This window comes from Pseudomonas sp. MD195_PC81_125, from assembly GCF_014060985.1.
GTDB classification, from domain to species: Bacteria; Pseudomonadota; Gammaproteobacteria; order Pseudomonadales; family Pseudomonadaceae; genus Aquipseudomonas; species Aquipseudomonas parakoreensis.
Genome location: NZ_JABULD010000701.1, coordinates 1 through 10,684 on the forward strand (window position 1 = coordinate 1; position 10,684 = coordinate 10,684).

A 10,684-nucleotide genomic window follows, 5' to 3' on the forward strand; every position below is an offset into this window, starting at 1 on the left:
GCTGGCAAGCCAGCTCCCCACAGGTTTTTGTGGCGTGCACCAATCCGCTGATCGACACAATCCACTGTGGGAGCGGGCTTGCCCGCGAAGGCGCCGGTTCAGTCGATAAAGACGTTGGATGTGCCAACGCCATCGCTGGCAAGCCAGCTCCCACAGGGAAGTTGTCTACATTTTAGTTAGTTGATCTTTAGTTGGTTTAAGTGTTGATGGAACAACACTTGTGTTGCTCTAAATACAACTATTCAGCCGGATCTAACCTAAGTGTTATTGGTTCTTTTACGGCAAGCCTTCAGCCCGTCTAGCATCGGTGTTCAACGGAGAAACTGACTTTGGGGATTCTGCGCTTCAGTCACTAATCAGCCTTCCTGATTTCCAAAACTACAGCAGACATTGCCGTGCATTGATTGCCGACCCTTTATTGTCGGCAACGGCCGGGTATTAGCTGCGATAAAGGAGCTGTCACATGTATCAGCGTTCCCGTTCATTACTGGCCATCGCGGTGGTCGGTGCGATCTGGCAACTTCCGGCGCAAGCCGAAGACACTTCTACCCGCGTTGACGATGACACACGGCTGGGTACCGTGCTGGTCACCGGCACTCGGGGCACGGCACGTACGGTGCTCGACTCTCCAGTGCCGGTGGACGTGTTGACCGCCGCCGATCTCAAGTCCACGGGCGCGGCCGACGGTGAACTGGGCCAGGCGCTGCAGACGTTGCTGCCATCGTTCAGCATGCCGCGTCAGTCCAACTCCGGTGGCGCTGACCATGTGCGCGCCGCACAGCTGCGCGGCATGAGTCCGGACCAAGTGCTGGTGCTGGTCAACGGCAAGCGCCGTCACACCTCGGCGGTGGTCAACGACTCGTCGAAAATCGGTCGCGGCACGGCGCCGGTGGACTTCAACTCGATCCCCATCAGCGCGATCAAACGCATCGAAGTGCTGCGCGACGGCGCCGGGGCGCAGTACGGTTCCGACGCGATTGCCGGGGTGATCAACATCATCCTCGACGACGCCCCCGAGGGCGGTGAAGTGTCCACCAGCTATGGCGCGTTTCACACTCATCAGGACGCCATCGGCAGAACCACCACCGACGGCCAGAACAGCGTGACCACCGCCAAGATCGGCACGCGCTTGGGCGAAGAGGGCGGGTTCATTCGCGGCGGCACCGAGTACAAAAATCGCAACCCGACCAACCGCGCCGGTTTCGATGGCTTTGCCGATACCCCGGACCAGCGCAATTACGTGATGGGCGACGGCCTGGCGCGGGACGTCAACCTGTGGTTCAACAGCGAGCTGCCGCTGGCCGGCGGCAAAGCCTACAGCTTCGGCACTTACAACCAGCGCCACACCACCGGCGCCGAATTCTATCGCTACCCCTACGAGCAGCCGCAGTTTTATCCCAACGGCTACCTGCCGCAGTCGCTGGGCGACAACAAGGACGTCTCTGCCACCGCCGGTTTCAAAGGCATGATCGGCGAAGACTGGGACTTCGACAGCAGCGTTACCCATGGCCGTAACCGCTTCGACGGCTCCACCCGCCGCACCCTTAACGTCAGCCTCGGCGAGGACTCGCCGACGAAATTCGACACCGGCGATTACGAGCTGCGCCAGACCACCACCAACCTCGATTTCAGCCGCGAGCTGCGCCTCGGCGGACGCTCGTTCGTGCTGGCGCTGGGCGGTGAATACCGCTACGAAAACTACCTGACCTACGCCGGTGACGCGGCCTCGTACATCGGCTCCGGCGCTGACGGCGCCAACGGTCTGCGCCCAAGCGAAGAATCGGACCTGGACCGCAACGTGTTTGCCACCTACGCGGAAATTTCGGGCGATCTGACTGACCGCTTTTTCGTCGACGCCGCCACCCGCTGGGAACATTACGATGATGCCGGCAGCAAACTCACCGGCAAGCTCAGTGGTCGCTACAAACTGACCGAGCAGTGGGCGTTGCGCGGTGCGGTGTCGAACAACTTCCGCGCGCCGTCGCTGGCGCAGAGCGGCTTTCAGAACACCACCAGCAACTTCGGCGAAGGCGGCACGCTCACCGATATTCGCGTGCTCTCGGTCAACGACCCGATCGCCCGCGCGCTGGGGGCAGAGAAGCTCGATCCTGAAACCTCGAAGAACTTCAGCCTCGGCCTGACCTTCCAGTTCAACGAGCGCTTCGATGCCTCGCTCGATGTGTTCCGCATCGACGTCAAGGATCGCATCACCCTGTCGCAGCGCATCGGCAGCGATGCCATGGAGCAATACATCAACGATAACTTCGGTGTGGCCGGGGTACATGATGTCAACTTCTTCACCAATGCCGCCGACACCAGCACCCACGGTGCCGAACTGGTGCTCAACTACCACCAGCCGCTGTATGAAGGGCAACTGGGCCTGACCACCGCGTACACCTACAACCACACCAAAGTCACCAGCACCAAAGGCACGCCCGCGCAACTGACGGCGCTGGGTATCGGCAACGATGCGCTGGTCGGCGTTGAAGAAACCAACACCCTGACTGACGCGGCGCCCAAGGATCGTTTCGTGTTTTCCGCCAATTGGGCCAGCGAACACTGGGGCTTGCTCGGGCGTCTGACCCGGCAGGGCGAGACCACCCGCGTCTTCGACTTTGGCGACTCGCAACCGGAGCAGACCTACGGCGCGGTGTGGCAACTGGACGCCGAGGTGACCTACAAATTCACCCCGAAATTCAGCGTGGCCCTGGGCGGCAACAACCTCACCGACAACTACCCGGAACGCTCCGGCTCGGCGATCAACTACGGCGGCAACCTGCCGTATGACGTGCTGTCGCCGATTGGCACCAATGGCGCGTATTACTACGCCAGCGCCACTTACGGCTTCTAAGTCGAACCGCCACGGATGGCGGACTTTTTGCGGAACTCTGCATGAATCACTCCAACGGCCCCAAGCGCCATCTGCCGGTGCTGCAGGCGCTGCTGATCACGCTGGGCATGGTGATCACCACCGACATTCTCAAGACCGCGCCGACCGTGGCGCTGAACGTCGGGCCGGAATATTTCTACTGGGTGTGGGTGCTCGGCGGCCTGGCGTCGATGGCCGGGGCGTTGTGCTTTGCCGAAATGGCCACGGCATTCCCACATCCCGGTGGCGACTATCACTTTCTGCGCACCGCCTATGGCGAGCGCATGGGGTTCCTGTTTGCCTGGTCACGCTTCTCGGTGATGCACACGGGCTGGATCGCCTTGTCGGCGTTCATGTTTGCCGATTACGTCAACGCCGTGGTGCCGTTGGGGCGATACGGTTCGGGGCTGTTTGCCGGCGGGGTGATCGCTGCGCTGGTGCTGCTCAATCTCACGGGCAAGCACATCGGTTTCATCACTCAGACCTTGCTGGTGGGCTTGTTGGCGCTGGGCTTTCTGAGCATCGCCAGCGCCGGTGTGTGGCTGGCGTGGCAGGGGATCGAAGCCGCGCCAGCAAGCGTCTCGGTCACGCCGGAAAACACCGGTATGGCCGGGTTTTCCGCAGCGATGATTTTCGTGTTTCTGGCGTTCGGCGGCTGGAGCGATGCGGCGACCTTGTCGGCGGAAGTGCGCGACGGTCGACGTGGAATATTCATCGCCATGCTCGGTGCGCTGACGGTGTTGATGGCGATCTATCTGGCACTGAACTGGGCGTTTGTGCGAGGCCTGGGATTCGCTGGACTGGCGGCGAGCAATGCACCGGCGGTGGAGCTGTTGAACCGTGCATTTGGCGCGCCTGGCGTGCTGCTGATTCTGCTGATGGTGGGTATCGCGGCCATCGCCAGCATCAACTCGACCCTGCTGGTCGGCGCCCGCACCACCTATGCCGCTGCCCGCGATGTGCCGCAGTTGCGTCGTTTCGGCGAGTGGCACGAACGCGACGGCGTGCCGCGCAAAGCGTTGCTGGCGGAGGGCTCAGTGGCGTTGTTGCTGGTGCTGTTCGGCAGCTTCACCCAGAGCGGCTTCAACACCATGGTCGAGTACCTGACCCCGGTGTATTGGCTGTTTCTGAGCTTCAGCAGCCTGGCGTTGATCATCCTGCGCCGACGCTTTCCCGACGTGCCGAGGCCGGTGAGGGTGCCGTTGTATCCGCTGTTGCCGCTGCTGTTTTTCGGGCTGTGCCTGTACATGCTCTTTTCGAGCGTGACAGTGGTGGGAGTGGGGCGCTTTTCTTGGGGAGTTGGCGTGTTGCTGGTGGGCGCGCTGCTGTTGGCGGGGTTGAGCCGCCTGGCGTCGACGCCTCGGCAAGCTCTGGGGCCGATCAGCGATTAAAACGAGACTTCGGCCGGTTGCGACAGACGCAGTACCGACAAGTCTCCGGTAATGCGTTTGTACGCCAGCCGAATCGCCTCGATATTGCCAGCGTTCTGTGGATTGTTCTCGTGCAGGATCACGATGACCTTGGTGCTCAGCCGCTCCGGCTCCTTCGCCCCATGATCGCGCCACTGTCCGTACGCATCGAACACGGTGAAACCGTCGGGAAACCGCGACGTCACTTCCTTGTCGAGAAACTCGCGCCAGCGCGCCGGGCTGACCGCGCCGTCCTTGCCATCCACGGTGCCCACCGAGAAGTACAGCTCGGTGCGGATCCATTGCGCCTGCGCCGGACGCGTGGCGTCACCTTGCAGGGTGGAGCTGGCGGGATCTTTGGTATGCACCGAAACAGCAGGAGGACTGGCGCACCCGGCGACAGCGACAAACAGTGCAGCCAGTAACAGGCGTCTTTGCATGGAACATTCCTTTTATGAGTCAAGTGCAGACGCGCAATGATAGAGGCTGAGGTTAATAGCGATAAAAGATTAAAAAATGATTTTCCGGTTGATTAATGGAATAAAAAATCATCGAGTCGTGGGTACCGGACGTGCCAACGCCATCGCTGGCAAGCCAGCTCCCACAGGTTTTGTGGCGTGCACAAAGCCGCTGATCGACACAATCCCCTGTGGGAGCGGGCTTGCCCGCGAAGGCGCCGGTTCAGTCGATAAAGACGTTGGATGTACCAACGCCGTCGCTGGCACGCCAGCTTTCACAGGTTTTTGTGGCGTGCACAAAGCCGTTGATCGACACAATCCCCTGTGGGAGCGGGCTTGCCCGCGAAAGCGGTGTGACATTCAGCGATGAGGTTGGCTGATCTGACGCTTTCGCGAGCAAGCTCAGCGCCCCTCATGCTGCTTGCGATAAGCCCCCGGTTGCACGCCCACCGACTTGGCAAATGCCCGGGTAAACGCGGCGATCGACTGATAGCCCACCGCCGCACACACCTGTTCCACCGTGTGGTTAGTCCGCAGTAACTGGCAGGCATGCCGAATGCGCAACGCCAGCAATACCTGCCCCGGCGATTGTCCGGCCAGTTCGTTGAAACGTTTGAAAAATGCCGAGCGCGACAGGCCGGTACTCGCCGCCATGCTCTCCAGCGACCACGGCAATTGCGGTTGTGCGATCAACTGGTCCAGCAACGGCGCGAACTGCGGATTGCGCGCCAATGCCACAAGGCCGCCGAGGCTCTGGTTGTCGGCCATCTGCTGGCGCAGCACATACAAAAACAGCAGATGACTCAAGCGTTCGAGCAGCGCCGAGGAGGGTGCCGGCAGGCGTTCGCACTCTTGCAGGATCAACTCGAACAAGGCTCGCGCCGCGCTGGAAGACGGATCGCCCGCGCGCAGGATGATCCAGTCTGGCAACCCCTCGATGATCAGCGATGACAATCCCGACTTGAAATGGAAGAACCCGCAAACCAGCCCGACACCGTCCTGCGCCTGGCTGTCGAGCGCGGTCATGGCCCTGCGCGGCAGCGTCTGGGCGAGGGCTGTCTCTTCGGCGCTGGAGAGGCGGTAATTCAGATCCCGCAGCAGAAACACCGCATCCCCGGCGTTCAACGGTATCGACCGTGGCTGCCCATCAATGTGCAGCCAGCAACGCCCCTGCACGATCAAGTGAAAACTGGCGCGCGCCAGCCCGTGCGTACTCGCGTGCCAGCCCCCGCAATAGCGCCCGACGTGGAACAGACTGGCGTCGAGTTCAAGGCTTTCTAATAACCAATCAACCAAAGGGCTGGACGAAATCATCTAATGGAAACACTCAGGAGCAAGTAATCGCTACTTTAGAATATGGATCGAAATTTTTATAACCAACAGACTGACCGGACACTCAACAGCAGGAGTCCACTCCATGTCGCGCGTCACTCTTCACACCGTGCAAAGCGCTCCCGAAGCCGCCAGACCGTTTCTGGAAAATGCGCAGAAAAACTCCGGAATCATTCCGAACCTGCTGGCCGTGCTGGCCAATGCCCCGGCCGCACTGGAAACCTACGTTACGGTATCGGCGCTCAATGGCAAGTCCGAACTCAGCCTCGCCGAGCGCGAAGTGGTGCAACTGATTGCCGCGACCAACCATGGTTGCGATTTCTGTGTCGCAGGTCATACCGCCGTGGCGCTGAATAAGGCCAAACTGCCGCCGGAAGTGGTCAGTGCGCTGCGTGAAAAAGCCACTGTGCCCGTGGCAAAACTGGAAACCCTGGCCGCATTTGCCCGCGAAGTGATTGCCACCCGGGGCAAGGTCAGCGATCAGACCTTCAACCAATTCAAGGCCGCCGGCTACACCGAAGGCAATGCGCTGGAAGTGATCCTCGGCATCAGCCTGGCGACCCTGTGCAACTTCGCAAACGTGTTCGCCGACACGCCGCTCAACCCTGAGCTGGCGGCGTATCGCGCGTAATCCGCCAGCGCTTCGGGCCGCATCGTCTATGGTTGATGCGGCTGCGTACAAGGAGAGAAACGACATGCTCAATCCGGCATTGATGCAATGGCTGGAACACAACGCCCAGGCCCTGGATGCGGGCGACGGCGATCCGCAACAGGTGCTGACACAACTGGCGCAGGCCGGGGTGCTACGGGTCGGCGTCAGCCCGGCGCTGGGCGGCAGCGGTGGTCACGTCAGCGATGCCGTGGAAACCCTGGCCGCCGTCGCCAGCCATTCATTGGCAGCGGCGTTCGTATTCTGGGGCCAAAGGGCCTTTATCGAATACTTGCTGCACAGTCCCAACGCTGCACTAAGGGAAAAGCTGCTGCCTTCACTGCTCAGCGCAGAACTGGCCGGCGCCACCGGTTTGTCCAACGCGATGAAGTACCTGTCAGGCATCGAGGCACTGCAAGTGCGCGCCGCCAGTGCCGCTGACGGCTGGGCCTTGAACGGGCGCCTGCATTGGGTGACCAACCTGCGCAAAAGCGGTTTTGTGGTGGCGGCGGCGATCGAGCATGAGGCGGGCGGTTCACCCTTCGTGCTAGCCATCCCGGATGGCGCGGCCGGCGTAACACGTTCAGCCGATCTGCAACTGATGGGGCTGCAATCGAGCAACACCGCAGCGATCGATTTCGCGCAAGTGGCGGTCGGACGCGAATGGCAGCTGCATGAAGATGCGCGCAAGTTTCTGCCAGCGGTGCGCCCGGCGTTCCTCGGCTTGCAGTGCGGCATGGCGATTGGTCTGGCGCGACGGGCGCTGGCCGAGGTCGAAGGACATTTGCAGGACGGCCGTTCGATTCTGCTGGAGCCGTTGCAGGAACAACGCGAGCAACTGGCGCAGACCGTCGACGCGCTCAAGCAGGGCCTGCACGACGGACGTTTCCTGTCCCAGCCGGGCGCGTTGTTCCAGATCCGCATCGCGCTGGCCGAATCCGCCGCCAACGCCGTGCAACTGGAATTGCAATCCAGCGGCGGCAAGGCCTATCTGACCGAGCACGGCAGTGGTTTCGCCCGGCGCTGGCGCGAGTCGGCGTTCGTGCCGATTGTCACCCCGAGCCTGGTGCAATTGCGCGCTGAATTGCAGCGGCAGAAACGGGAAGCGACGGCATGACCGCGCCGGTGCTGGAGGCGTACGGCATCAGCCTCGGCTACCCGCGAGAGCAGGGCTGGCACACCGTGCTGGAACATTTCGACCTGCAATTGCAGCCCGGCGAAGTGGTGACGATTCTCGGCGCCAGCGGTGTCGGCAAATCGAGTCTGCTGCGTGTCCTGGCGGGGTTGCAGGCACCGCAACAGGGGCGGGTGAGCCTGCTTGGCGAGCCGCTGACCGGCGCACATCCAAGGGTGGCGGTGGCGTTTCAGGACCCGAGCCTGTTGCCGTGGCTGACTTTGGAAAAGAACGTCGCCTTCGGTCTCGACTTCGCCCGCCAGCCGCATCTCACGGCCGAGCAGCGCAAGGCGCGGATCGACCACGCCATCGCTGCGGTCGGCCTCGAACACGCGCGGTTGCAGCACCCGGCGCAGTTGTCCGGCGGCATGGCCCAACGCACCGCGCTGGCGCGGTGTCTGGCGCGGGCAGCCGCAGGTGCTGTTGCTCGATGAACCGTTCGGCGCGCTGGATGAAATCACCCGCGCCGACATGCAGCAGTTGCTCCTGCAACTGATTGCCGAGCACCACACCGCAGCCGTATTGATTACCCACGATATTGACGAAGCCCTGCTGCTCTCCGAGCGGATTCTGCTACTGGGTAACAGCCCGGCGCACATCCTCGGCGAGTGGCGCATCGACCTGCCTCAGCCGCGTGCCGAGCTGGTCGAGGAACTGGGCGCGCTGCGCATCGACATCCTCAAAACCCTTCGGCGGGCGAGCCGCAATCCCCTTACTCAACCTGTGCCCGCTACGTCGGAGATTGACCATGTGCCTGGACGACTTTACTCACACACGTCGTGACTTCCTCAAACTCAGCGCGTTGCTGACCGCTGGCGGCGCGTTGCCGCTGCTCAACAGCCTGAATGCCCGTGCCGCTGCCGAGCCGAACGCGCCGGTGCGCATCGGTTATCTGCCGATCACCGACGCCACGCCGTTGCTGGTGGCGCACAACAACGGGCTGTTCGAGGCCGAAGGCATTCAGGCCGAGCGCCCGGTGCTGCTGCGCAGTTGGGCGCAGGTGATCGAGGCGTTCATTTCCGGGCAGGTCAACGTGATTCATCTGCTGTCGCCGATGACCGTGTGGGCGCGTTACGGCAGCAAGGTGCCGGCCAAGGTCGTGGCGTGGAACCACGTCGGCGGCTCGGGCCTGACCGTGGCGCCGGGCATCACCGAGGTCAAGCAATTGGGTGGGCAATCGGTGGCGATTCCGTTCTGGTATTCGATTCATAACGTGGTGGTGCAGCAGCTGTTCCGCGATCATGGGCTGGTGCCGGTGAGCAAATCGGCGAGCGCCGCGTTGGCGCCGAACGAAGTCAATCTGCTGGTGCTGCCGCCGTCCGATATGCCGCCGGCCCTGGCGAGCAAACGCATCGCTGGCTACATCGTCGCCGAGCCGTTCAACGCGCTGGCCGAGGAACTCAAGGTTGGCCGCGTGCAGCGCTTTACCGGCGACGTCTGGCGCAATCACGCCTGCTGCGTGGTGTTCATGCATGAGCAGGATCTGAATCGCCGTCCCGAGTGGTCGCAGAAAGTGGTCAACGCGATCGTCAAGGCGCAGGTCTGGACCCGCGACAACCGCGCCGAGGCCGCAAAACTGCTGTCCAGGGACGGCGAAAATCGCTACACGCCGCACGCGCAACCCGTGCTCGACCGGGTGCTGTCGCCGGCCACCAGCGACCGCGAGCAATATCTGGCCAGCGGCGCGATTCAGCACAGCCATTGGGACGAGCAGCGCATCGATTTTCAGCCGTACCCGTTCCCCAGCTACACCGAAGAACTGGTCAAACGTCTGAAGGACACGTTGATCGAGGGCGACAAGGGGTTCCTTGCCAACCTCGATCCGCAGCAAACCGCCCGGGATCTGGTAGACGATCGCTTCGTGCGTAATGCCATTGCTACAGTCGGCGGGATGAAGGCATTCGGATTACCGGAAAGCTTTGATCGCAGCGAGGAGTTCGGCCTCTGATGCGTCAGCGATCTTCTTCGACCGTGCACGGTTTGCTGGGCGTCGCGGGGCTGTTGTGCCTGTTGCTGCTGTGGTGGCTGGGCGTACACGTGTTCGGCGGCAGCGACAGCCTGGCACTGCGTTTTTCACCCGAGGCAACCCTGGCCAGCCTCGGCGAACTGCTGCTGCGCCCGGAGCTGTACGAGCATGTGCTGGTCAGCCTGAAGCGGATTCTGGTCGGGCTGTTGCTGGCGCTGCTGATCGGTGTGCCGCTGGGCTTGATGATTGGCAGTTACCGGCATCTGGAAGCGGCGACCACGCCGGCGTTTCAGTTTCTGCGGATGATTTCGCCGCTGTCGTGGATGCCGGTGGTGGTGATGCTGATGGGTGTCGGTGATCAGCCGATCTACTTCCTGCTGACCTTCGCCGCCGTGTGGCCGATCCTGCTCAACACCGTGGCCGGCGTACGCCAGCTCGACCCGCGCTGGCTGCAACTCAGCCGCAGCCTCAGCGCCACCCGTTGGGAGACCCTGCGCAAGGTGATCCTGCCCGGCGTGCTCGGCCATGTGCTGACCGGGGTCCGGCTGTCGATCGGCATTCTGTGGATCGTGCTGGTGCCCTGCGAGATGCTCGGGGTCAGCGCCGGGTTGGGCTACTTCATCCTCGATACGCGTGATCGTCTGGCGTATTCGGAACTGATGGCGATGGTGCTGCTGATCGGCGTACTGGGTTTTGCGCTGGATGCGTTCGCGCGCTGGCTACACCGACGCTGGGCGCCGGCCTGAGCCTCTTCACCAGCTGGCTCGCCCCTGCCCGCAATCCTGCAATCACCACAAAGCCCTGTGGGAGCTGGCTTGCCAGCGATG

General features: G+C 62.3%; 8 protein-coding genes and 1 pseudogene. 7 read left to right on the top strand and 2 right to left on the bottom strand.

The features are described from left to right. The first annotated feature begins 463 nt into the window (after positions 1 to 463). Both HT737_RS27420 and HT737_RS27425 read left to right on the top strand, forming a co-directional pair. Positions 464 to 2,851: a TonB-dependent siderophore receptor gene (locus HT737_RS27420; protein ID WP_182404388.1), complete on the top strand. Its 2,388-nt coding sequence runs from the start codon at positions 464 to 466 to the stop codon at positions 2,849 to 2,851. A 41-nt stretch (positions 2,852 to 2,892) separates the two neighbouring features. Further along, positions 2,893 to 4,260: an APC family permease gene (locus tag HT737_RS27425; protein WP_182404389.1), complete on the top strand. Its 1,368-nt coding sequence runs from the start codon at positions 2,893 to 2,895 to the stop codon at positions 4,258 to 4,260. Here HT737_RS27425 and HT737_RS27430 read toward each other — a convergent pair. Together HT737_RS27430 and HT737_RS27435 are read right to left on the bottom strand one after the other, a co-directional pair. Next, positions 4,257 to 4,718, bottom strand: coding sequence for a DUF3574 domain-containing protein (locus HT737_RS27430; RefSeq protein WP_182404390.1), 462 nt, complete (start codon positions 4,716 to 4,718; stop codon positions 4,257 to 4,259). The genes HT737_RS27425 and HT737_RS27430 overlap by 4 nt on opposite strands. Before the next feature lie 420 nt (positions 4,719 to 5,138). Further along, the gene (locus tag HT737_RS27435; RefSeq protein ID WP_182404391.1) at positions 5,139 to 6,050 is read right to left on the bottom strand and encodes an AraC family transcriptional regulator; all 912 of its coding nucleotides are present in this window, start codon (positions 6,048 to 6,050) and stop codon (positions 5,139 to 5,141) included. Between the two features lie 103 nt (positions 6,051 to 6,153). Here HT737_RS27435 and HT737_RS27440 point away from each other — a divergent pair, with 103 nt between their 5' ends. The 5 genes and pseudogenes from HT737_RS27440 (at position 6,154) to HT737_RS27460 (ending at position 10,603) form a co-directional block, all read left to right on the top strand. Next, positions 6,154 to 6,699 carry a carboxymuconolactone decarboxylase family protein gene (locus tag HT737_RS27440; RefSeq protein WP_182404392.1) on the top strand — a complete coding sequence of 182 codons (546 nt, stop codon included), beginning with the start codon at positions 6,154 to 6,156 and terminating at the stop codon, positions 6,697 to 6,699. A 64-nt stretch (positions 6,700 to 6,763) separates the two neighbouring features. Beyond that, entirely contained in the window at positions 6,764 to 7,834 is a 1,071-nt protein-coding gene (locus tag HT737_RS27445) for an acyl-CoA dehydrogenase family protein (RefSeq protein WP_182404393.1), read from the top strand. Next, positions 7,831 to 8,674 (top strand): annotated as a pseudogene (locus HT737_RS27450) (ABC transporter ATP-binding protein). Before HT737_RS27445 ends, HT737_RS27450 begins: the two are co-directional and overlap by 4 nt. Beyond that, on the top strand, positions 8,640 to 9,839 hold the full coding sequence (locus HT737_RS27455) for an ABC transporter substrate-binding protein (RefSeq protein WP_182404394.1): 1,200 nt from the start codon (positions 8,640 to 8,642) through the stop codon (positions 9,837 to 9,839). Before HT737_RS27450 ends, HT737_RS27455 begins: the two are co-directional and overlap by 35 nt. Beyond that, positions 9,839 to 10,603 carry an ABC transporter permease gene (locus HT737_RS27460; protein WP_182404395.1) on the top strand — a complete coding sequence of 255 codons (765 nt, stop codon included), beginning with the start codon at positions 9,839 to 9,841 and terminating at the stop codon, positions 10,601 to 10,603. The genes HT737_RS27455 and HT737_RS27460 overlap by 1 nt, the downstream gene beginning before the upstream one ends. The last annotated feature ends 81 nt before the right edge of the window (positions 10,604 to 10,684 follow it).

Bases quoted from the DNA above. Each gene is read 5' to 3' on its own strand.
- HT737_RS27435 (WP_182404391.1), bottom strand. From the start codon at position 6,050: ATGATTTCGTCCAGCCCTTTGGTTGATTGGTTATTAGAAAGCCTTGAA.
- HT737_RS27440 (WP_182404392.1), top strand. From the start codon at position 6,154: ATGTCGCGCGTCACTCTTCACACCGTGCAAAGCGCTCCCGAAGCCGCC.
- HT737_RS27430 (WP_182404390.1), bottom strand. From the start codon at position 4,718: ATGCAAAGACGCCTGTTACTGGCTGCACTGTTTGTCGCTGTCGCCGGG.
- HT737_RS27445 (WP_182404393.1), top strand. From the start codon at position 6,764: ATGCTCAATCCGGCATTGATGCAATGGCTGGAACACAACGCCCAGGCC.
- HT737_RS27420 (WP_182404388.1), top strand. From the start codon at position 464: ATGTATCAGCGTTCCCGTTCATTACTGGCCATCGCGGTGGTCGGTGCG.
- HT737_RS27425 (WP_182404389.1), top strand. From the start codon at position 2,893: ATGAATCACTCCAACGGCCCCAAGCGCCATCTGCCGGTGCTGCAGGCG.
- HT737_RS27455 (WP_182404394.1), top strand. From the start codon at position 8,640: ATGTGCCTGGACGACTTTACTCACACACGTCGTGACTTCCTCAAACTC.
- HT737_RS27460 (WP_182404395.1), top strand. From the start codon at position 9,839: ATGCGTCAGCGATCTTCTTCGACCGTGCACGGTTTGCTGGGCGTCGCG.